This window comes from Gemmobacter lutimaris (genome assembly GCF_003570715.1).
GTDB lineage: Bacteria > Pseudomonadota > Alphaproteobacteria > Rhodobacterales > Rhodobacteraceae > Gemmobacter > Gemmobacter lutimaris.
Map to the genome: position 1 here is coordinate 63968 of NZ_QXXQ01000015.1, position 20932 is coordinate 84899.

18 protein-coding genes and 1 pseudogene are annotated in these 20932 nt (G+C 60.8%); 17 read left to right on the forward strand and 2 right to left on the reverse strand.

Annotated features, from left to right (window positions below; genetic code table 11):
- Nucleotides 1-31 precede the first annotated feature (31 nt).
- Nucleotides 32-571, forward strand: a complete 540-nt coding sequence (locus D2N39_RS18945; RefSeq protein WP_158589886.1) for a HutD/Ves family protein — start codon at nucleotides 32-34, stop codon at nucleotides 569-571.
- A 6-nt stretch (nucleotides 572-577) separates the two neighbouring features.
- On the opposite strand, the gene D2N39_RS18950 is transcribed toward D2N39_RS18945, so the two are convergent.
- Complete coding sequence (locus tag D2N39_RS18950; RefSeq protein ID WP_119136356.1) at nucleotides 578-1936, reverse strand: formimidoylglutamate deiminase; 1359 nt, start codon at nucleotides 1934-1936, stop codon at nucleotides 578-580.
- Between the two features lie 127 nt (nucleotides 1937-2063).
- Between D2N39_RS18950 and hutI the strand changes: the two genes are divergently transcribed.
- The 6 genes from hutI (at nucleotide 2064) to gfa (ending at nucleotide 9089) form a co-directional block, all read left to right on the forward strand.
- Complete coding sequence (gene hutI, locus D2N39_RS18955) at nucleotides 2064-3230, forward strand: imidazolonepropionase (RefSeq protein ID WP_119136357.1); 1167 nt, start codon at nucleotides 2064-2066, stop codon at nucleotides 3228-3230.
- A complete protein-coding gene (gene hutH / locus D2N39_RS18960) occupies nucleotides 3227-4765 on the forward strand; it encodes a histidine ammonia-lyase (protein WP_119136358.1) in 1539 nt (512 codons plus the stop codon). The genes hutI and hutH overlap by 4 nt, the downstream gene beginning before the upstream one ends.
- The gene (gene hutG / locus D2N39_RS18965) at nucleotides 4762-5568 is read left to right on the forward strand and encodes an N-formylglutamate deformylase (RefSeq protein ID WP_119136359.1); all 807 of its coding nucleotides are present in this window, start codon (nucleotides 4762-4764) and stop codon (nucleotides 5566-5568) included. The genes hutH and hutG overlap by 4 nt, the downstream gene beginning before the upstream one ends.
- A gap of 11 nt (nucleotides 5569-5579) precedes the next feature.
- Nucleotides 5580-7262 (forward strand): urocanate hydratase, encoded by a 1683-nt coding sequence (hutU, locus tag D2N39_RS18970; protein WP_407645602.1) that lies wholly within the window; start codon nucleotides 5580-5582, stop codon nucleotides 7260-7262.
- Between the two features lie 75 nt (nucleotides 7263-7337).
- Nucleotides 7338-8468: an S-(hydroxymethyl)glutathione dehydrogenase/class III alcohol dehydrogenase gene (locus tag D2N39_RS18975; protein ID WP_119136361.1), complete on the forward strand. Its 1131-nt coding sequence runs from the start codon at nucleotides 7338-7340 to the stop codon at nucleotides 8466-8468.
- A gap of 60 nt (nucleotides 8469-8528) precedes the next feature.
- A complete protein-coding gene (gfa, locus tag D2N39_RS18980; protein ID WP_119136362.1) occupies nucleotides 8529-9089 on the forward strand; it encodes an S-(hydroxymethyl)glutathione synthase in 561 nt (186 codons plus the stop codon).
- A 23-nt stretch (nucleotides 9090-9112) separates the two neighbouring features.
- On the opposite strand, the gene D2N39_RS18985 is transcribed toward gfa, so the two are convergent.
- Entirely contained in the window at nucleotides 9113-10039 is a 927-nt protein-coding gene (locus D2N39_RS18985) for a LysR substrate-binding domain-containing protein (protein ID WP_199725302.1), read from the reverse strand.
- A 120-nt stretch (nucleotides 10040-10159) separates the two neighbouring features.
- Between D2N39_RS18985 and D2N39_RS18990 the strand changes: the two genes are divergently transcribed.
- From D2N39_RS18990 to D2N39_RS19030, 10 genes and pseudogenes are all read left to right on the forward strand, one after another.
- Nucleotides 10160-11197: an aromatic ring-hydroxylating dioxygenase subunit alpha gene (locus D2N39_RS18990; protein WP_119136364.1), complete on the forward strand. Its 1038-nt coding sequence runs from the start codon at nucleotides 10160-10162 to the stop codon at nucleotides 11195-11197.
- The gene (locus D2N39_RS18995; RefSeq protein WP_199725303.1) at nucleotides 11194-12312 is read left to right on the forward strand and encodes a 2Fe-2S iron-sulfur cluster-binding protein; all 1119 of its coding nucleotides are present in this window, start codon (nucleotides 11194-11196) and stop codon (nucleotides 12310-12312) included. Before D2N39_RS18990 ends, D2N39_RS18995 begins: the two co-directional genes overlap by 4 nt.
- A complete protein-coding gene (locus D2N39_RS19000) occupies nucleotides 12312-13454 on the forward strand; it encodes an aminotransferase class I/II-fold pyridoxal phosphate-dependent enzyme (protein ID WP_119136365.1) in 1143 nt (380 codons plus the stop codon). The genes D2N39_RS18995 and D2N39_RS19000 overlap by 1 nt, the downstream gene beginning before the upstream one ends.
- A gap of 110 nt (nucleotides 13455-13564) precedes the next feature.
- A complete protein-coding gene (locus D2N39_RS19005) occupies nucleotides 13565-14860 on the forward strand; it encodes an FAD-binding oxidoreductase (RefSeq protein ID WP_199725304.1) in 1296 nt (431 codons plus the stop codon).
- Nucleotides 14860-15924: pseudogene (locus D2N39_RS23415) on the forward strand (DUF2817 domain-containing protein); the annotation flags it as partial. The gene D2N39_RS19005 and the pseudogene D2N39_RS23415, both read left to right, overlap by 1 nt.
- 102 nt (nucleotides 15925-16026) lie before the next feature.
- Nucleotides 16027-16809 carry an ABC transporter ATP-binding protein gene (locus D2N39_RS23420; RefSeq protein WP_233557283.1) on the forward strand — a complete coding sequence of 261 codons (783 nt, stop codon included), beginning with the start codon at nucleotides 16027-16029 and terminating at the stop codon, nucleotides 16807-16809.
- 90 nt (nucleotides 16810-16899) lie between these two features.
- On the forward strand, nucleotides 16900-17694 hold the full coding sequence (locus tag D2N39_RS19015) for a transporter substrate-binding domain-containing protein (RefSeq protein WP_119136366.1): 795 nt from the start codon (nucleotides 16900-16902) through the stop codon (nucleotides 17692-17694).
- Between the two features lie 76 nt (nucleotides 17695-17770).
- Nucleotides 17771-18478: an ABC transporter permease gene (locus tag D2N39_RS19020; protein ID WP_119136367.1), complete on the forward strand. Its 708-nt coding sequence runs from the start codon at nucleotides 17771-17773 to the stop codon at nucleotides 18476-18478.
- Between the two features lie 3 nt (nucleotides 18479-18481).
- Entirely contained in the window at nucleotides 18482-19201 is a 720-nt protein-coding gene (locus tag D2N39_RS19025) for an ABC transporter permease (RefSeq protein WP_119136368.1), read from the forward strand.
- 145 nt (nucleotides 19202-19346) lie between these two features.
- A complete protein-coding gene (locus tag D2N39_RS19030; protein WP_119136369.1) occupies nucleotides 19347-20732 on the forward strand; it encodes an amidase family protein in 1386 nt (461 codons plus the stop codon).
- Nucleotides 20733-20932: the final 200 nt, after the last annotated feature.

The window sequence follows — 20932 nt, forward strand, 5'->3', positions numbered from 1 at the left end:
TATGTGTACGCTTAAGGCAAGGATTGGTCCCATGTTTCGCATCATGAGCCCAGATGAATTCCAGACCAACCCGTGGAAAAACGGGGGCGGTATCACACGTGAGGTTGCGCGCCACCCAGTTGGTGAGGATTGGCAATGGCGCATCAGCATTGCCGAGGTCGGTACGGACGGGCCGTTTTCGCTGTTTCCCGGCATGACACGGATTTTGACGGTGATTGATGGTGCGGGGATTGATTTGCTTGCCGTAGATGGCTTGCTGGAGGCGCGCCTGCACCGGCCGGTTCATTTCTCCGGTGACCAAGACGTAAATGCCAAGTTGGTCAGTGGACCAGTCCATGACTTGAATTTGATCTATGACGCGACGGCCGTCGAGGCTGCGGTGAACGTGATTCTTGGGCCAGCCACGGTGAACTGTGAAGCTGGAACCGCTGGGTTCCTGTGCCTTTCAGGCGCCGTCACCGTTTCCGGCGACGGGTTGCCTGTCGGGGCGTTCGCCTTGGGAACTGGCGCAGACATAGCACTTGAGGCTGATGCCACCGGGATACTGATTACCCTGCGGGATCGGGCCTGAAAGGGGTCAAACCGCGTCGATCAAGGCTTTCACAGCTTTTCGCCAGGTGGTGATGATCTGGTCGCGGTGGAGGTGACGCCCCTCTTTCACTTGATGCCTGCCCGCGGACCACAGGTCTGTGATCACGGTATCGGGTGCCGCAAAGGCCAGACCATCAAGAATTTGATCGGGGGCAAGCGCACAAAGCGTCGGGTGAGACAGGTCGATCGCTGTCAGATCGGCAAGAAAGCCAGTCTCAATCTGCCCCGATTTGCGCCCCAAAGCCTGAGCCCCGCCCAGTGCCGCACCGACATAAAGGCACTGACCGACCGAGCCGTCTTTTTCAACCATGACATTGCGGGCAATGTCGCGCAGGCGCTGACTGTATTCCAGTGTGCGCAGCTCTTCGGTCAGGCTGATGCGGACGTTGCTGTCGGACCCGATCCCAAACGCTCCGCCTGCTGCCAGCCAGCCCGGCCCGTTGAACGGCCCATCACCCAGATTGGCCTCGGTGATCGGGCAAAGCCCGGCAACCGCGCCGCTGTTTGCCAGTGCCGCGGTTTCTTGCGCTGTCATATGGGTGGCGTGGATCGCACACCAATCGGTACCGATGGGGGTGTTAGCCAACAACCATTCCACAGGCCGCGCCCCCAGCCAGCTTTCGATATCGGCCACTTCCTTGGGCTGTTCGGCAACGTGGATGTGAATGGGATTTCCGGCAGCCAAAGGTAGCGCGCGGGCCAGACCCTCGGGGTTGGTAGCGCGCAGCGAATGCGGCGCAATCCCGACGCGGGTGTCAGCGGGCAGGGTGCGTGCGGCGGCGCGCGTGGCCTCCAGCAAGGCGGCAAAGCGATCGACCGTATTGCCAAACCGCAACTGCCCGGCGGCAAGGGGTTGCTCACCCGCGCCGCCGTAGGTGTACAGGACCGGCAGATGCGTCAGGCCGATACCCGTCAGGTGGGCTGCGGCAAAGATGCGGTTCGAAAGCTCGGCAATGTCGGCGTAAGCGCCACCACCCGGTTGATGATGCACATAATGGAATTCGCCAACGGCGGCATACCCGGCCTCTTGCATTTCCATGAACACAAGGGCGGCAATCGCCTCCATCTGTTCAGGCGTCAAGCGGTCCAGAAAACGGTACATCAGATCGCGCCATGTCCAGAAACTGTCACGGCCTGCGATGCGGTGTTCGGTCATGCCCGCCATGGCGCGCTGGAACGCATGGCTGTGCAGGTTTGAAAGCGCGGGCAGCAGCGCCGACACTCGTGTGTCGCCGGGTTGTGGGGCTGCGGCTGTAGCCACCCCGGTGATATGCCCACCCGTCACGGTGATCCTGACCTGTTCGGCCCATCCGTCGGGCAGCAAGGCGCGTTCTGCAAAAATCACGATGACGGCTCCTTATGTGTAGACATAATACTTATACTTGCATACATAACGACTCGGCAACACCTTTTGCGGAGCATATCGCGTGCAGCAGTCTTCTGTCGTTTTGACCTCCCTTCGTGCGGCAACGATGCGGTCGGGGGCTGATCAATATGGTTTGATTGAAGATGCGGCGCTTGTTTTGGCTGGGGGCAAGATCGCATGGATTGGGGCGCAGGCGCATTTGCCAGGCGACTACGCCGCATTGCCGGTGCGGGACATGGGTGGGCGACTGCTCACACCGGCGCTGATTGATTGCCACACCCACGTTATCCACGGCGGCAACCGTGCTGCGGAATTTCAGATGCGGCTGCGAGGGGCAAGCTACGAAGAGGTTGCACGGGCAGGGGGTGGGATCGTCTCAACCGTGACCGCGACGCGCCGGGCTTCGGAAGACGATCTGGTTGCGGCGGCGTTGCCCTATGTCGATGCGATGATCTCCGAGGGCGTGGCTGTGATCGAGATCAAGTCGGGTTACGGTCTGGAGCAGGACACGGAACTACGGATGCTGCGCGCGGCACGGCGGATTGGCCAGTTGCGCCCGGTTCTGGTGCGGACCAGCTATCTCGCGGCGCATGCCGTGCCTGCTGAGTATAAAGGCCGGGCCGACGCCTATATCGATCAGGTTTGCATTCCCGCGCTGCACGCGGCCCATGCCGAAAGGCTGGTCGATGCGGTGGACGGGTTCTGTGAAGGCATCGCCTTTTCTCCTGTACAAATTGAACGTGTGTTTCAAGCCGCCCGCAGCCTTGGCCTGCCGGTCAAGCTGCATGCCGAGCAGCTTTCCAACCTGGGCGGCGCTGCTCTGGCTGCGCGGTATGGCGCGATGTCAGCCGATCATTTGGAATATCTGGATGAGGCGGGGGTGGTCGCCATGGCCGCTGCCGGTACCGTGGCAGTGATCCTGCCCGGTGCATTCTATACCTTACGCGAAACCCACATGCCGCCGATTGATCTGCTGCGCAAATATGCCGTGCCGATGGCCGTGGCGACCGATATGAACCCCGGTTCCAGCCCCATGACCTCGCTGCTACTGGCGATGAACATGGCCTGCACCCTGTTTCGGATGACCCCGGCCGAGGCTTTGGCAGGGGCCACCACCCATGCTGCGCGCGCCCTTGGTCTGACAGATCGCGGCACGCTGGCGTCGGGTCAGATCGCCGATCTTGCCGTCTGGAACTGCGGCCATCCGGCTGAGCTGGCCTACCGCATCGGCTTTAACCCCCTTCACCAACGCATTATCGGAGGCGTCCTTTGACCGCTCTTACCCTTGTTCCCGGCCAGACCACCTTGGCGCAACTGGCGCGCATCTACCGCGAGGAACTGTCCGTCACGCTGGACCGCGCTGCCCGTCCGGGGATCGAGGCCGCCGCTGCCGCGATCAACGCCGCCGCTGCTGGCGACGTTCCAGTCTACGGGGTGAACACCGGTTTTGGTAAATTGGCGTCCCTGCGCATCGCGCCAGAAGATACCGCCACCCTGCAACGCAACCTGATCCTGTCGCATTGCTGCGGCGTGGGCGACGCCATCCCGCGCGCCCATGCGCGGTTGCTGATGGTTCTGAAACTGCTCAGCTTTGGGCGCGGCGCTTCGGGAGTACGTTGGGCGTTTGTTGAACTCTTGGAGGCGATGTTGGCCCATGGCGTGACGCCGGTCATTCCTGCGCAGGGGTCGGTCGGGGCATCGGGTGACTTGGCCCCCTTGTCACACATGACCGCCGTTCTGATCGGCCATGGCGAGGCGGAATACCAAGGCCGCGTGATGCCGGGTGCCGAGGCTTTGGCTGCGGCAGGCCTGACCCCTATTCCGCTGGGCCCCAAGGAAGGGTTGGCTTTCATCAACGGCACGCAGTTTTCCACCGCCTTTGCGCTGGCGGGTCTGTTCGACGGCTGGAATGCGGCGCAATCCGCGCTGGTGACTTCGGCGCTGTCGACCGACGCGATCATGGGGTCCACCGCCCCCTTGCAGCCCGAAATTCATTCGTTGCGCGGCCATGCCGGTCAGATCGAGGCCGCAGGTTTCATGCGGGCGCTGCTGGCGGGTTCTGAAATCCGCGAGAGCCACATGGTGGGTGATGCGCGCGTGCAGGACCCATACTGCATCCGCTGTCAGCCGCAGGTCACCGGGGCCGCGATGGACGTGTTGCGCCAAGCGGCCCATACGCTGGAGATTGAAGCCAACGCCGCAACCGACAATCCCTTGGTGCTGACCGGGGCCGGGCTGATCGTGTCTGGCGGTAATTTCCATGCTGAACCCGTGGGCTTTGCCGCCGACATGATCGCGCTGGCCTTGGCGGAAATCGGCGCGATTGCGCAGCGCCGCGTCGCGCTGATGGTGGACCCGGTGCTGTCGTTCAACCTGCCTGCGTTCTTGACCCCACGCCCCGGCCTGAACTCGGGCCTGATGATCGCCGAGGTGACCACCGCGGCCCTGATGTCCGAGAACAAACACATCGCCATGCCTTGCGTGACCGACAGCACGCCGACTTCGGCCAATCAGGAGGACCATGTCAGCATGGCCGCCCACGGTGCCGTGCGTTTGGGCAAGATGGTGCAGAACCTGAACGTGATCCTTGGGGTCGAGGCGATTTGTGCGGCCCAAGGCATCGACTTCCGTGCGCCGTTGCAGACCAGCGCGCCACTGCAGGGCGTTGTGGCGCGCCTGCGCCAAGACGTGGCCACATTGGGCGATGATCGCTACCTTGCGCCCGATCTGGCTGCCGCCGCACGCCTGATTGGCAACGGCGCTCTGGCGCAGGCAAGTGGTCGTGCGCTGCCAGAGCTGTCCGCATGATGCCTGTTGCCGTTACCAAAGGCGACAGCCCGGTCATTCTGGGCCTGCCGCACGGTGGGACATTTGCGCCCGACGCGCTGCTGACCCGGCTGAATGACCGTGGCCGTGCCCTGTCAGACACCGATTGGCACATAGCGCAGCTTTATCAAGGGCTTTTGCCCGGCGTCACGACCGTCGAGGCGACGTTTCACCGCTATGTCATCGATGCCAATCGTGACCCGGCCGGGGCTTCGCTTTATCTGGGTGCCAACACGACATCCCTGTGCCCGACGACGGATTTCGACGGTTTAGACATCTGGACCGCAGGGCAGGAGCCAAGCGCGGACGAGATTGCCGCGCGCGAGGCGCAATACCACGCGCCCTATCACGCCGCATTGGCCGCCGAAGTGGAGCGGGTGAAAGCCCGGCATGGCGTGGCCATCGTCTATGATTGCCACTCGATCCGCTCGACCATCCCGTTCCTGTTTGCGGGGCTGCTGCCGGTGTTTTCGATCGGCACCAATGACGGGCAGACCTGTGCTTCGCAGGTGTCGGATGCCGTCGCAACTCCCTGTTTTGCAACCAAGCCGTTTGATGCCGTGTTGAATGGCCGCTTCAAGGGTGGCTGGACGACGCGTCACTATGGCCAGCCCGGCTCGGGCGTTCATGCCATCCAGATGGAACTGGCCCAACGCGCCTATCTGGCCGCCGAGGCCGCACCCTGGAACTACGCTCCCCAGATCGCCGCACCGTTGCGTGCGGTTCTGGCAAAAATCCTGCAATCCCTAGATACCCTTGCCCGTTCGGGCGCTCTTACCCCATGAAGGAGCCTTCCATGCTTGATCGCAAGAACAGCCGCGATGTCTATCCTGCCACCGGCACCGAAATCACCGCAAAGTCCTGGCAGACCGAGGCGGCGATGCGGATGTTGATGAACAACCTGCATCCTGATGTTGCCGAGAACCCGCATGAGTTGGTGGTTTACGGCGGCATTGGCCGCGCGGCACGGTCCTGGGGCGATTTCGACCGCATCGTCGCCACGCTGAAAGACCTGAACGATGATGAGACCCTGCTGGTGCAATCTGGCCGCCCGGTTGCCGTGGTGCGCACCCACAAGGACGCCCCGCGCGTTTTGATCGCCAATTCGAACCTCGTGCCGCATTGGGCCACCTGGGACCATTTCAACGAACTCGATAAGAAGGGCCTGATGATGTATGGCCAGATGACCGCCGGGTCATGGATTTACATCGGCACCCAAGGCATTGTGCAGGGCACCTACGAGACCTTTGCCGAAGCGGGTCGTCAGCACTTTGGCGGGTCGCTCAAGGGCAAATGGATCCTGACGGGTGGCCTTGGCGGCATGGGCGGGGCGCAGCCCTTGGCGGCGGTGATGGCAGGGGCCTGCTGTCTGGCCGTGGAATGCGACGAGACGCGGATCGATTTCCGCCTGCGTACACGCTACGTCGATGCCAAGGCAAAGACGCTGGACGAAGCGCTGGCGATGATCGCCGAATGGACCGCCAAGGGCGAAGCAAAGTCGGTAGGCCTGCTGGGCAACGCCGCGGATGTGTTCCCCGAACTGGTGGCCCGCATGAAAGCGGGTGGCGCGCGCCCCGATATCGTCACAGATCAGACCAGCGCCCATGACCCGCTGCACGGCTATCTGCCGCAAGGCTGGAGCGTTGCCGAATGGCGTGCTAAACAAGAAACCGACCCGAAGGCGGTGGAAAAGGCCGCTCGTACATCGATGCGCACGCATGTGGCGGCCATGGTGGATTTCTGGAACGCGGGCGTGCCGACGCTGGATTATGGCAACAACATCCGGCAAGTGGCACAGGAAGAAGGGCTGGAGAATGCCTTTGCTTTCCCCGGCTTTGTGCCTGCCTATATCCGGCCCTTGTTCTGCAAAGGCATTGGCCCGTTCCGTTGGGTGGCCTTGTCGGGTGATCCCGAGGATATCTACAAAACTGATGCAGCGATGAAAAAGCTGTTCCCGGAAAATGTCCATCTGCACCGTTGGCTGGATATGGCCGCCGACCGCATCGCGTTTCAGGGTCTGCCCGCTCGCATCTGCTGGATCGGGCTGGGGGATCGGCACCGCGCCGGGCTGATGTTCAACGAAATGGTCAAGTCGGGCGAGTTGAAAGCCCCGATCGTGATCGGTCGTGACCACTTGGATTCCGGCTCGGTTGCCTCACCAAACCGCGAAACTGAAAGCATGAAGGATGGTTCTGATGCGGTATCCGACTGGCCGCTGCTGAATGCTCTGGTTAACACCGCGTCGGGAGCCACATGGGTTTCGATCCACCATGGCGGGGGCGTAGGCATGGGCTTTTCGCAGCACGCCGGCGTGGTCATTGTGGCCGACGGCACCGATGATGCCGCCAAGCGGCTGGAGCGGGTGTTGTGGAACGATCCGGCCTCAGGCGTCTGGCGTCACGCAGATGCGGGGTATGAGACGGCCATTGGCTGCGCCAAAGAGCAAGGCCTGCGCCTGCCGACTATTCTGGGCAACTGATCGCCGCTCGACCCCATTCCGTCAAGGCAGCCGGGGAAAACTCCGGCTTGCCATCCCCATAGAAAGGATATCCCCATGCGCACCCGCGCCGCCGTTGCCGTTGCCGCAGGCCAACCGCTTGTCATCATGGAAGTAAACCTGGCCGACCCCAAAGAGGGCGAGGTTCTGGTTGAAATCAAGGCCACCGGCATTTGCCACACCGACGAATTTACCCTGTCAGGCGCCGATCCCGAAGGGCTGTTCCCAGCGATTCTAGGACATGAAGGCGCGGGCGTGGTGATCGCAGTCGGCCCCGGCGTGAAATCTCTGAAGGTTGGCGACCATGTGATCCCGCTCTATACGCCGGAGTGTCGCGAGTGCCCGTCCTGCCTGTCGCGCAAAACCAACCTCTGCACCGCCATTCGCAGCACCCAAGGCCAAGGCCTGATGCCCGACGGCACCAGCCGTTTCAGCATGCTGGATGGCACTCCGATCCATCACTACATGGGCTGCTCAACCTTTGCCAACCACACGGTTGTGCCTGAAATCGCGCTGGCCAAGGTGCGCAAGGACGCGCCATTTGACAAGATTTGCTACATCGGCTGCGGGGTTACCACCGGGATTGGTGCTGTGCTGAACACAGCCAAAGTCGAGCATGACGCCACCGCCGTGGTCTTTGGGCTGGGCGGCATTGGTCTGAACGTGATCCAGGGCCTGAAAATGGCCGGGGCGCGGATGATCATCGGCGTTGATCTGAACAACGACAAAAAGGCTTGGGGCGAGAAGTTCGGGATGACCCACTTCGTCAACCCCAAGGAAATCGAAGGCTCCGTCGTCCAAGCCATCGTTGACCTGACCAAGACCCCGTTCGACAAGATCGGCGGCGCGGATTACTCGTTCGATTGCACCGGCAACGTCAAAGTCATGCGCGACGCGCTGGAATGCACGCACCGGGGCTGGGGTCAGTCCATCATCATCGGCGTGGCACCTGCGGGGGCGGTGATTGAGACCCGTCCTTTCCAACTGGTCACTGGCCGGGTCTGGAAAGGCACCGCCTTTGGTGGCGCGCGCGGCCGCACCGATGTACCGACAATCGTGGATTGGTACATGGACGGCAAGATCGAGATCGACAGTCTGATCACCCATATCCTGCCCTTGGAAGACATCAACAAGGGGTTTGATCTGATGCATTCGGGGACAAGCATCCGGTCCGTCGTCGTTTTCTGACATCGCAATACCGGAACCGGACCGGCACGTTGCATCCGGAAAAAAGGGAGGAAAAACCACATGACCAAACCGAAACTGCACCCGGCACTGGACAACGGCATCGCCGCGACCTCACCGGATTTCACCGGCGGCACGCTTGTTTGCGCTTGCACCGACAAACCCGTGCGTGTGCGGGTTGAGGGCCAGATTGCCCATAACCACGCGTGCGGCTGCACCAAGTGCTGGAAGCCCGAGGGCGCGACTTTCTCCGTCGTGGCCGTGGCGCCGCATGACAAGGTGACGGTGCTGGAAAACGGTGACAAGCTTGCCGTTGTCGATCCGGCAGCTTTGATCCAGCGCCATGCTTGCAAGGCTTGCGGCGTTCACATGTACGGCCCGGTGACCCGCGCGCACCCGTTCCAGGGACTGGATTTCATCCATCCTGAGCGGTTCGAGGAAAAGGGTTGGGCACAACCCGGCTTTGCGGCTTTTGTGTCCTCGGTCATCGAAGCGGGCGTTGATCCGTCGCAAATGGACGCCATTCGCGGCCAACTCAAGTCCATCGGGCTGGAGCCTTCTGATTGCCTGAACCCAGGGTTGATGGACTATATCGCAACCTGGACCGTTCAGCACCGCGCCTGAGCCCGGACAGAACCGCAGGCGGGTTAACCTGCCTGCGGTGCCGAGATTGCCTTTTGGCGGCGAGAGATTGTCTGAATCCAAGCGCGCAACTCTGCCCCGAACGGTTTTTCCAGCGCGGCCGGGTCCCAAGCCAGCGAATAGGGCTGTGACAGTTTCAGCCGGATGTCGAAGGGCACGACAAGCCGCCCCGACGCGATATCTTCGGCAGCCATGGAAAGCTGCGCCAAGACGAAACCCCGGCCGTTGATCGCCGCATCAATCGCAGCACTGGACATCGAAAACGCAACCTCGCCCAAGGCCTCGCGGCGGGGTACGCCCACATGCGCAGCCCAATCGCCCCAGCCGGGTGCCGCACCCTGCGCGCGATCCCATTCGATCCCCAAAAGCGGCGCATCAAGGATGTCCGCAGGCGCTGTCGGCTTCAGTCTTGCAAGAAGTGCTGGGGAGCAAGCCGGGACGACCCAATCCGTGAAAAGCTCGGTTCGGTGATCAAAGCGCGTAATCAGATCACCGTAGGACAGCCGGAAGTCGACGTCATCGGCCCCAAAGCGGGGTTCGGTGTCATCCCCAATCAAGCGCACTGTTGCCGTGGGATGCGACGATTGCCAATCGAACAACTGCGCGCCGATCCATTTGGAGGCCAGCGACGGCAGACATGAAATCGTCAGCGTGGCGGCTGTCCGTGCCCGCTCGACCTTGGTTTGTGCCTCGCGAAGCGTATCAAACGCAGCTTTGATATCGTCATGATAGTGCCGCCCACGTGTCGTCAAGGCGATCGACTTGCCTTTGCGCTCGACTAGTCGCAGCCCGACTTCTGCCTCGGCTTTGCGCAGCTGTTGACTGACAGCACCGACTGTAACACCCAGTTCGGCTGCGGCCGCCGTCGCACTGCCAAGTCGGCCAAATGCCTCAAAGGCTTGTATCGCGCGCATGGAGGGAAGTTTTTGCAAATTCGTTAATCCGGCAGGAGCACAGTTTAGTTTTTCTAAAATAGAACGCAGAAGCAAGTGCTTTTTGAATCGGTAAATGCAAGTTAGCAATATGTCTACACATAACTCTAGGAGCACATCATGTACCTACGCAACAGTTGGTATGTCGCAGCATGGGACCACGAGGTTGGCAGCGGCCTTTTCCCCATCAAGATGCTGGGTGAAGAGATCGTGCTTTACCGCAAGACCAACGGCGAAGTCGCGGCGCTTGAAGACGCCTGCCCGCATCGCAAGTTGCCGCTGTCGATGGGCCGCATCAAGGGTGACACCGTCGAATGCGGCTATCACGGACTGACCTTTGATGGCACCGGCACCTGCACTCGGGTTCCCGGCGTCGAGAAAATCCCGCATGTCGCCTGTGTGCGCTCTTATCCGATTCACGAACGCTATGGCCTGCTGTGGGTCTGGATGGGCGACGCCGACAAGGCCGATCCGGCGCTGATTTTTCAGGTGGACCACTGGGGCGATCCGGCTTGGGGCCTGAATCGCGGCGACTCGATGGCGATCAACTGCAACTACCTTTACATGACCGACAACCTCTTGGACCCGTCGCATGTGGCCTGGGTTCATCAGACGTCCTTCGGCAATGCTGCAACCGAAGAGGCACCGCTGGAAACCACGATCGGCGAGAATGGCGTCACGGTCTGGCGCTGGATGCTGGATGTCGAGCCTGCACCCTTCTATGCGCCCTACCTCAAGTTCAAGGGCAACACCGACCGCAAGCAGCACTATGAAGTGCATTATCCCAGCCACGCCATCATCAAGGCGATCTTTGCGCCCGCAGGCACCGGCGGCGAGGGCCGCCCTCTGCATCAGGACACCTTCCTGATGGACAGCTATAACTTCATGACCCCGATCGACGAGAACACGACCAAGTACTACTGGTTCCAGATGCGCAATTTCGCACCCGATGATGCAAAGATTTCGGCTGAATTTGCCACCTCGGTGCGCGGTGCCTTTGACGAGGACCGTGCCGTTCTGACGGCTGTCCACAAGGGCATGGCCAACAAGCGCACGCCGAACCTTGATTTGAAGATCGACGTCGGCCCGATGCGCTTTCGGCGCAATCTGGCCAAGCTGATTGAAGCAGAGCAGGCCCAGAAGGTCGCGGCTGAATGATGCTCGACATTGACCAGTCTGCGCAAGGCAAAGGCGGTTTTCGCGACCTGAAGGTCGTCGCGAAAATCGTCGAAAGCAGCCTGATCACGTCGTTTCATCTGGAAGCGGCGGATGGGTCGTCTCTGCCAACGTTCCGTCCCGGTCAGTTCCTGGTGTTCAAGATCCCCTCGGGCGATGCCAAAGGCTATGTGCTGCGTAACTATAGCCTGTCCGGCGCGCCTGACGATTTGAGCCATTACCGCATCTCGGTCAAACGCGAGCCGTCAGCAGGGCCGAGCTTGCCGGTCGGTCTAAGTTCAAACTACCTGCATGACAGCGTCGTGGTTGGCGATGTCTTGGCCGCCCAAGGCCCGCGCGGCGAATTTGTGCTGGATGAGGTCAGCGACCGTCCGGTGGTTCTGTTGAGCGGCGGCGTCGGGCTGACACCAATGGTCGCGATGCTGCATGCGCTGGCGGATCGATCGGCTCGTCGAACCCTTTTTCTGCATGCCTGCGAAAATGGCGAGGTACATGCCCTGCGCGATGAGGTTATCGGACTGATCGGCCGGCGCGCTGGTCTGTCGGCACATTTTTGCTATCGCGCACCAAGCGCCGAGGATCGCGCCGCCAACCGCGTCCATAGCGAAGGCTTCATCACCCGCGACCTCATGCAAAGCCTGCTGTGCCTCGACGATTACGATTTCTACCTTTGCGGCCCACCGCCGTTCATGCAGGCGATGTATCAAACCCTGCGCGGTCTTGGTGTGGTCAAAGACCGTATCGCCTACGAATTCTTCGGCCCGGCCACTGTGCTTGACACCGAGGTCAAGCCGAAGCCGGTCGCTCCGACAGCCGGTGCCTCTCCCGTGCCCGCAGTCGGGGCGATCACTGTAGAGTTTCGCAAGTCAGGCATTGTGGCTGAGTGGGACGGCGCGGCCCAGTCGCTTTTGTCCTTTGCCGAAGATCAGGGTCTTGCTCCGGAATTCAGCTGCCGCGCGGGCATCTGCGGCACTTGCACGTCGCGGATACTTTCTGGTGACGTAAGCTATTTTGAAGATCCGCTGGAAGACTTGGCGCAGGGCGAACTGCTGCTGTGCTGCTCGCGCCCGAAAACCGCCATTGTATTGGACCTGTGATGACTACTGCACCCGAAACCGCACGAAACCTTGGTAGCGCGGCTGCGGCACTGTTGGTCAATCCGCATGTGGCCGCCCTTCCGCCTTACAACGCCGGAATGTCCTTGGCCCGCGCCCGGGCGTTGAGCGGGCATGACGATCTGGCGCGGTTGGCCAGCAATGAAAACCCCGATGGCTGTTCGCCCGCCGTTCTGGCCGCGTTGGCCGGTGGTGGTTTTGAGCCTTGGCGCTATGCCGATCCGGCCTGCACCGCGCTGCGCGAAGCTTTGGCAAAGCGGCTCGGGGTTGATGCAGGCGTGATTGTCGTTGGCAACGGGTCCGAGGAAATGATTGCCGCCATTTCGCGCGGCGTTCTGGTAGCTGGCACGCAGGTCGTGACCGTGGTGCCAAGCTTTGGCCTGCACGAGATCGAACCCTTGGCCGCAGGGGCAACGGTTGTGAAAGTGCCGATGACGCCAGCGGCAGGTTTTGATCTGGTGGCACTGGAGGCGGCAATTGCCGCCGGGCCGCGCGTGGTGTTTCTGTCTTCGCCCTGGAACCCGGTAGGGCCCGCGCTGGATCTGGCAGCCTTGCGGCGCCTGATTGCAGCCGTCCGGCCGGGGACTTTGTTTGTGCTGGACGAGGCGTATTTCGAATATGCGGACGCAGATGCACCCGACGGAATTGAGGCATTGCGGAGTAGCGGCATTGCCTACGTCGTGCTGCGAACCTTTTCCAAAGCCTACGGTCTGGCCGGTTTGCGCGTCGGCTATGCGGTATGTTCAGACCCCGAAATTGCACGGGTGATCGCCTCGGCCAAGACCCCGTTCAACGTGAATGGGGCCGCACAACTTGCCGCGGTGGCGGCCCTTGAAGATGATGCCTGGATGAAGGCCTCGGTTGCGCGCATCCGTTCCGAACGGGACCGTGTTGCGCTTGCCTTGGCCGCAATGGGGCTGAACGCAGCCCGGTCGCAAACCAATTTCCTGTTCTTTGACACCGGGCGCGACAGTTCCACTGTAGCGGCGGCACTTCTGCAAGACGGCATCATTGTCAAGCCTTGGCGCGAGGCGGGCTATACCAAATGGCTGCGCGCCACCATCGGCAAGCCTGCCGACAATGATCGGCTGATAGCCTCGCTGCAAAAGCAGGTGGCAGGATGATGGCTCGGGCAGCAACCCCAGACCCGACCGCCCTGCAACAAGCCTTGGTCGCCGCCGTTGGCGCTGGCCATGTACGGAACGACGCTGGCCCGGATCACGGAGCCGAACTTTTGGTCCTGCCCGCATCCACCGCCGAGGTGGCCGCTGTCGTGGCCATTGCCCGGGTACATGGCGTCAGCATCGTGGCGCAAGGCGGTCATACCGGTTTGGTCGGCGGCTGCCAGTCGCATCCCGGCCAGATCGTGCTGTCACTGGCACGCATGGCGTTGATTGAGGCAATTTACCCCGACGAACGCGTGGCCATCGTGCAGGCAGGCGTAGCGCTGGAGGCCTTGCAGAATGCCGCAATTGCGCATGGGCTGGAACCCGGCATCGACCTTGCGGCACGGGGCACGGCCACCATCGGCGGCATGGTGTCGACCAACGCGGGTGGCATCATGGCGCACCGCTATGGGGTGATGCGCCATCGCGTGTTGGGGTTGGAGGCGGTACTGCCCGATGGCACCATCTATTCCGACATGACCCGCGTGGTGAAAAATACCGCGGGCTATGATCTGAAGCACCTGTTCATCGGCGCGGAAGGCACGCTTGGCATCGTTACGCGGGTGGTGATCAAGTTGGAGCCGCTGCCGCAATGCACCGCCACGGTGATGCTGGGCCTGCCATCGGTGGCTGCGACGTTGGAGGCAATCAACCTCGCGTTGCGCTCCGATGCTGGGCATTTGCGCGCGGCTGAGGGGCTTTGGCAGTCTTATATTCAACTGACCGCTCAGGCGCAGGGCTGGTCGGAACCGAGCTTTCCACTGGATCAGCCGGTCTGTCTCTTGTTGATGCTGGGCGGTGCCAATCAGGCCGATCTGAACGAGGGTATCGAACAGATCTTCGGCGAAATCCTTGACCGCCACCCAACTGCCACCGGCATCATCGCTGCGTCCAAACGGCAAGAGGCCGATTTGTGGCGGCTGCGCGAGGATACCGATCAGTTGTACCGCGCCCATGCGGCGGCGCCGTCCTATGATGTCTCGGTGCCGCTGTCCGAAATCGGGGCCTATGTTGATCATGTGAAAAGCGGTCTGGCCCGGATCGACGCCGATCTGGATCCCTATGTCTTTGGGCATCTGGCCGACGGCAATCTTCATATCGTTCTGAACCGCACCGGTCCGCTGGATGACGCCATGTCCAGCGCAGTAGAGCATGTGCTTTACGCAAACCTGCGTGCCCTTGGCGGATCATTTTCTGCCGAACACGGGGTCGGGACCAAACGCATAGCCGCCTTGGTCGCCACATCTGACCCGGTGAAGTTCGCCACGATGATGCGCATCAAGCAGGCGCTTGACCCCGACCAGACCCTCAATCCCGGCAAAGTTCTGCCGTCTCAGCCCTTAGCTCGCGAGAAATTCCAATGATGCAGCCGCGCGACCTGACGCAATCCGCCGACACCAGCCTGCCGTTCGCGTTGGACTACGCAACAATGCGTCAGCGCTTTCTGTCAGCCGCCCGGGCGGCAGGGGCGGCACTGTCCGAGCACATTCATCCGCTGCATGGCCCGGATGGAAAGACGATCGCCACGGATGTGGCGCTGATCGGTCAGGCCGATGCGCCGAAACTGATGGTGATGATTTCCGGCACGCACGGGGTTGAGGGGGCTTATGGCTCCGCCTGCCAAACGGCGTGGCTGGGGCAAAAAGCCAATTGGGCGCTACCCGAAGACACTGCCGTTCTGATGATCCATCTGATCAACCCTTGGGGCACGGCATGGTCCCGCCGGGTGAACGAAGACAACGTCGATCTGAACCGGAACTTTATTGATTGGACTGCAAAGCCGCCTGAAAACCCCGCTTACGCAGATCTGCATCCGGCCTTGGTTGTGGCAGCCTGGGATGGGCCGGAGCGGATCGCGGCGGATGAGGCCTTGGCGGAATTAACCAAAGCCAAGGGTCAGACGGCAGTGTCCTTGATCATCGAAGCTGGGCAATACGCCTATCCCGATGGCCTGTTCTATGGCGGTAACTCCCCGGTTTGGTCAAACCGCGTACTGACGTCCGTGCTGGAAGATTTTGGTCAAAAGGCCGGGCAAGTCATTGTGTTTGACTTGCACACGGGCGCCGGGCCCTACGGCTATCCGGCACTGTTGTCGGTCAGCCCGGTGGATCATGCGGGCCTTGCCTGGGGGACCGAGATGTTCGGCCCCGCGATGGTGCCGGTGATCACGGGTGCCGCTGCGACGACAAACACCGGCATTGCGGCCACGGCCACTGGTTATGTCTCGGCCTTTGTGCGCGCCGCGATGGGCCAGGCGCGCGTACTGCCTTTGGTGATGGAATGTGGCACGCTGAGCAGCGCCGAGATGCAGCAACGTGTGGTGGATGACAACTGGCTGCATCTTTACGGCAAGCCCGAGTCAGAGCGTGGCCAGCGCATCAAGACCGACCTCGCGCACGGCTTCATTCCGCAGGACGCCAGTTGGCAACAGATTTGCCTTTCGACCAGCCTTCGTCATTTTGATACGGCCTTGACGGCCCTGAAAAAGGTCGAAGCAAAACCCGGTTCTGCGGCAGTACGTGCAGCCAAGGTGGAGGTTACCCCCAAGGGCACCCCCGCAGTCGAAGTGGTTGATCTGCATAAATCCTTTGGCCAGTTGGAGGTTCTGAAGGGTGTGAACCTGACGGCCTATCCGGGCCAAGTGGTGTCGATGATCGGATCATCGGGGTCGGGCAAAAGCACTATGCTGCGCTGCATCAACCTGCTGGAACAGCCAAACTCTGGCCGGGTCGTGATCGACGGCGAACTGGTGCGGATGAAGCCGCACGCCAAGGGCGGCACGACAGCCGCCGATCCGCGTCAGATCGAACACATCCGCGCGCGGGTCGGGATGGTGTTCCAGAACTTCAATCTTTGGCCGCACATGACGGTGTTGGAAAACATCATTGAGGCACCGATCCATGTGCTGAAAGAAGCGCGCGCCGATGCGGTGGAGCATGCGCATGCGCTGCTCAAAAAGGTCGGCCTGTCCGAAAAGCACGCGCATTATCCGGGCCAGCTTTCGGGTGGTCAGCAACAACGCGCCGCCATTGCGCGGACGCTGGCGATGCGCCCGAAAGTGATGCTGTTTGATGAACCCACCTCGGCGCTGGACCCTGAATTGGTGGGCGAAGTGCTGCGCGTCATCCGCCAACTCGCCGAGGAAGGCAACACCATGATCCTAGTGACGCATGAGATGCAGTTCGCCCGCGAGGTCAGCCACAAGGTTTTGTTCCTGCACCAAGGTCGCGTGGAGGAAGAAGGCACGCCTGCCGATCTGTTCGGCCAACCGAAATCCGAACGTTTGCGCCAGTTCCTGGCCAGGACGTTCTGAGACTGACATCGCGACCCGGCCAGCCAGAACAGCGCGAAAACCGGTGCGGTGAAGACCAACAGAAAAACGTAGTTCAACAAGGAGACGGACATGAAATTGAAAGTTCTTTCGCTCATTGCACTGCTCGCGGGGGCAGCGACGGGGGCACAGGCCGAAGGCCAGCTGAAGATCGGCACCGAAGGCGCCTATCCGCCGTGGAGCATGGCCGACGCCAATGGTGCTGTCACCGGTTTTGACGCCGACGTAGGCAACATGCTGTGCACCAAGCTTGCGATGGAATGTGTGTTTGTGGTTCAGGCATTTGACGGCCTGATCCCGGCATTGCAGGCCAAACAGTTCGACATCATCATCTCGGGCATGTCGATCACCGCCGACCGCAAGAAGGAAATCAACTTCTCGACCGGTTATGCTGAACTGGCAAACAAGGTTGTCGTCGCCAAAGATTCCGACCTTGCTGGCATCACTGAGATCCCGGCGCTGTTGGCCGCTCTTGATGGCCATTCGGTTGGCGTGCAGGCAGGTACCACCCATGCCCATTTCATGGAAAAGTTGGCCCCGACCGCGACGCTGAAATCCTACGCGACTTTGGATGAAATGCAGATCGACCTTGCCAACGGCCGAGTGGATGCGGGCTTTGCTGATGTCTCGGCACTGCAAAGCTTCCTCGACAAGCCCGAAGGCGCAGGCTTCCAGTTTGTCGACGTGAACATCATCTCCACCTTCGATGCGACTTTGGGCGAAGGCGTGGGCGTCGGCATTCGTCAGGACGACACAGACCTGAAAGCGAAAATCGATACCGCCCTTTGCGAGTTGATCGCGGATGGTTCGATCAAAGCTTCCAGCGAGAAATGGTTCAAAATGGATATCTCGCGCCCCTGCCAATAAGGCCGGACAGGGATTTCAAGAACAGGCCGCGCCCGACATCAGATCGGGCGCGAGCATCAGAAAACGGGATGAGACGATGGAATTCGGTTTGTTGCAGGTCTGGGAGGGTGGCTGGATCGGTGCGATCCTGCGTGGCGCTGCTGTCACCATCGCTGTCGGTGTGGCCAGCATGATCTTTGGGCTGATCATCGGGACGATCTGCGGCCTGATCAAATGGCGCGCGGTGTTCGGGCTGTCGCACCTGGTCGATCTGTACACATCGGTCATCCGCGGTGTGCCGGAACTGTTGATCATCTACCTGTTGTTTTTCGGGTCCGTAGAATTTGTCACTAAAATTGCCACCGTCTTCGGCTTCGCTGAACTAGCCAATGCGGGCTACGCGTTTTTCATCACCGTGGCCGCGATCAGCGCCATTTCGGGCGCTTATTCGACCGAAGTTATCCGTGGTGCGCTTGCCGCGATCCCGAAAGGGCATATCGAGGCGGCCGTGGCACTTGGCCTTCCAAGCCGCCGGATATTTGCGCGTATCATTGCACCACAAATGCTGCGCATCGCCTTTCCGGGCATCAACAACGTCTGGCAAACTACGATCAAGGACACGGCGCTGGTGTCTGTGGTGGGCCTGCAAGAGCTGATGCGGACCGCCTTCATCGGCGCGGGATCAACCCATAACCCTCTGATCTTCTATACAATTGCCGCCTTGGTCTACCTGATGATCACGCTGATCAGCCAAGTTGGCTTCAATAAGGTCGAAGCCGTTTTGTCACCACGGAAAGGGGCCTGAACCATGGAACTTATTCAGCTTGCCGTGCCGGTGCTGCTCAAAGGTCTATGGATGACCCTGACGCTGACTGCCCTTTCCGTAGCTATCGGGTTCAACCTTGGCCTTGGTCTTGCGATCATGCGCGGGTCCGACAAGGCTTGGGTGTCCGGGTTCGCGCGCTACTACAGTATCGCGTTTCGCGGCACGCCACTCTTGGTGCAGATATTCCTGATTTACTACGGGCTTGGGCAGATCAGATTTATTCACGACGTACCGACCCTGTGGTGGGTCATCAGCGAAGGGTCGCGCTGCGCGGTACTGGCGCTTGCCCTGAACACCGCCGCTTATACGTCTGAAATCCTGCGCGGCGGGCTGGTTTCGGTGCCTGCTGGTCTGACTGAGGCTGCAAAAGCCTGCGGCATGTCGCGCGCCATGCGGTTTCGTCGGATCGAGTTTCCGCTGGCCATCCGGCAGGCGCTGCCCGCCTATGGGAACGAACTTGTATTGATGGTCAAGGGCACCAGCTTGGCTTCAACTATCACCGTTCTCGAAATCACCGGCTACGCCAAGCGCCTGATGAGCCAGACCTATGCGATTTTCGAAGTTTTCGCCATCGCAGGAGTGCTCTATTTGGCGCTGAATCTGGTGTTGATTAGCGTGGTCCGGCTCGTCGAACGCCGATTGATGCGCCATACACGGCCAGTGTCGCAGGGCCGCGCCGCCATTGCGATATCAGCGATTTGATTGGTATTTGGCATGAAAATTCTCTCGACGCTGCATTGGAAAGCGAAGGGCAGGTTTTTGCCGGTAGTCGTGCTTGGATAGGACTGTCATTTGTCCTCTGGCGGATCGGTATGAGACCAGAGTCACATGTTAGCGGAAAGATCATATGACCGAGCTATGGAAGCTGACTGCAAGCGAACTCGCACCTCTCATCGCCGGGCGGCAGATTTCTGTGAAGGAAGCCATTGCTTCGGTACTTGAACGGATCGACGCCGTGAACCCAGCCCTGAACAGCATCGTCCAGCGGATGGATGAGCAAGCTTTGGCGACGGCGGAAGCGGCCGACATCAGCTTGGCGCACGGTGAGGTTCCGGGACCGCTGACCGGTATCGCGGTGACGATAAAGGTCAATGTTGATCAGGCGGGCTTTGCCACGACAAACGGCCTGCGCACCCAAGCCGGGCTTGGGGCGGAAGTCGACAGTCCGGTAGTGGCTAACTTGCGCAAAGCAGGCGCGATCATCGTGGGTCGGACGAACACCCCCGCCTTTTCGCTGCGGTGGTTTACTAGCAACAGCCTGCATGGTTCAACGAAAAATCCGCGCAATCAATGCCTTACACCTGGTGGCTCGTCAGGCGGGGCTGGAGCTGCGGTCGCATCTGGCATGGGAGCGATCGGTCACGGGACCGACATTGCCGGGTCGATCCGTTACCCGGCTTACGCCTGCGGTGTGCACGGCCTTCGCCCGTCGCTAGGACGCGTCCCCGGCTTCAACGCCACAGCAGGAGATCGGCTGATTGGAGGGCAGTTGATGGCGGTGTCTGGACCGCTGGCTCGATCGGTTCCCGATCTGCGGCTCTCGTTGGCCGCAATGTCCGCTAGGGACATGCGAGATCCGTGGTGGCAGCCGATGCCGTTGCGAGGCGCCGATGTGCCGCGCAAGGTCGCCTATTTCGAGGCACCCGAGGGCATGAACGTGGCGCAACCAATCCGCGATGCGCTTCGTACCGCAGCAACCAGGCTGAGCGACGCGGGTTACCAAGTCGAAGAGGTGCTCCCGCCGCCATTTCGCGAGGCGCGCGACATGCAATTGCGCTTGTGGATGGCCGAGTTTAGACAGGACGGCACTGCAGCGTTGCGGGCCGAAAACGATCCGGACGCGAATTTCGTTTATGCACAGATGACCCGTCATTGCCCTGAGATTGATTTGCCCGGCATGATGGCCACCCTGAGGGCACGTGCGCGTCTCACGCGGTTGTGGCGGACCTTCCTGGCGGATTGGCCTCTGGTATTGTGCCCAGTGTCGGGTGAGTTGCCGTTCCTCGATCACCGCGACGTGGCCTCGCCCTCCGACTTCGATGCGGTACTGGAGGCGCAGCTTACGATGATCGCCATACCATTTATGGGCTTGCCAGGGCTGAGCGTGGCCACCGACTCCGTCGGATCAAACCCTGTCGGCGTGCAGCTTGTGGCTGACCAGTTCTGCGAAGACCTGCTGCTTGAGGCTGGCGAGAATCTGGCCCCAGAACCGCTCGGATTGGCGATGGCTTAGCGCGAGCGATGAAAGTACGGACTCACTCCTCTGTGTGGAATTGTTGTTTTGATGGTGCTAAACGCGTATAAAGACTTTGGATTTCCTTACGCCGTGAATCATACGCTTGATGATCGAAGCGGAGATTAAATGGCAATGAACCATAAGTCCCATTGTCTTTTGTCATGCGCATTTCAAGCGTGGGCCCCAGCCGCCGATCG

Coding starts and splice junctions, on each gene's coding strand:
- D2N39_RS18945 (WP_158589886.1), top strand. CDS start 32: ATGTTTCGCATCATGAGCCCAGATGAATTCCAGACCAACCCGTGGAAA.
- hutI (WP_119136357.1), top strand. CDS start 2,064: ATGCGGTCGGGGGCTGATCAATATGGTTTGATTGAAGATGCGGCGCTT.
- hutG (WP_119136359.1), top strand. CDS start 4,762: ATGATGCCTGTTGCCGTTACCAAAGGCGACAGCCCGGTCATTCTGGGC.
- hutU (WP_407645602.1), top strand. CDS start 5,580: ATGCTTGATCGCAAGAACAGCCGCGATGTCTATCCTGCCACCGGCACC.
- D2N39_RS18975 (WP_119136361.1), top strand. CDS start 7,338: ATGCGCACCCGCGCCGCCGTTGCCGTTGCCGCAGGCCAACCGCTTGTC.
- gfa (WP_119136362.1), top strand. CDS start 8,529: ATGACCAAACCGAAACTGCACCCGGCACTGGACAACGGCATCGCCGCG.
- D2N39_RS18990 (WP_119136364.1), top strand. CDS start 10,160: ATGTACCTACGCAACAGTTGGTATGTCGCAGCATGGGACCACGAGGTT.
- D2N39_RS18995 (WP_199725303.1), top strand. CDS start 11,194: ATGATGCTCGACATTGACCAGTCTGCGCAAGGCAAAGGCGGTTTTCGC.
- D2N39_RS19000 (WP_119136365.1), top strand. CDS start 12,312: ATGACTACTGCACCCGAAACCGCACGAAACCTTGGTAGCGCGGCTGCG.
- D2N39_RS19015 (WP_119136366.1), top strand. CDS start 16,900: ATGAAATTGAAAGTTCTTTCGCTCATTGCACTGCTCGCGGGGGCAGCG.
- D2N39_RS19020 (WP_119136367.1), top strand. CDS start 17,771: ATGGAATTCGGTTTGTTGCAGGTCTGGGAGGGTGGCTGGATCGGTGCG.
- D2N39_RS19025 (WP_119136368.1), top strand. CDS start 18,482: ATGGAACTTATTCAGCTTGCCGTGCCGGTGCTGCTCAAAGGTCTATGG.
- D2N39_RS19030 (WP_119136369.1), top strand. CDS start 19,347: ATGACCGAGCTATGGAAGCTGACTGCAAGCGAACTCGCACCTCTCATC.